This is a genomic window from Pseudomonas putida (genome assembly GCF_028682475.1).
GTDB classification, from domain to species: domain Bacteria; phylum Pseudomonadota; class Gammaproteobacteria; order Pseudomonadales; family Pseudomonadaceae; genus Aquipseudomonas; species Aquipseudomonas putida_AG.
The window spans coordinates 1-432 of sequence record NZ_JANHLE010000117.1; the positions used below are offsets into that span (position 1 = coordinate 1).

1 pseudogene is annotated in these 432 nt (G+C 62.3%); it reads left to right on the top strand.

Going from position 1 to position 432, the window contains the following annotated elements:
* A pseudogene (locus NPS47_RS25425) lies at window positions 1-432 on the top strand (hypothetical protein); the annotation flags it as partial.

Below are 432 nucleotides of genomic sequence, written 5' to 3' on the forward strand. Positions count from 1 at the left end.
GTGGCCGATGCTGCCGGCGTCACCCAACTGCCGCCGTCCAAAGCCTTTCCCGACGGCGCCAACCCCGAGGAGAAACGGCCCTACCACTGGGAAGACCAGTCGCTGTTCGAGGACACGGCGATTGAAGCACTGACCAGCAAGGTGCTCGGTGCTTACCAGGATGATTACCTGTTTCTGGTGCTGCGCGACGACATCGGCGTGATGCGCGATCTGGCCGCGGCCCAGTTGAAAGTGGCGGACTGGATCGAGCAGTGGAGTGCGGATGACAAGCGCCAGGCCCAGTACCTGAGCGGCGCTTACATCCAGTCCTTGTACGACGTCAACGACTCGCGGCTGCAGGCCTTGAGCGCAACGGATGCGGATATCCAGGCGCTGCGGGACGAGACCAGCGAGGCGCAACAAGCGAGCATCTACGAATTTCTCAAGGTCCGT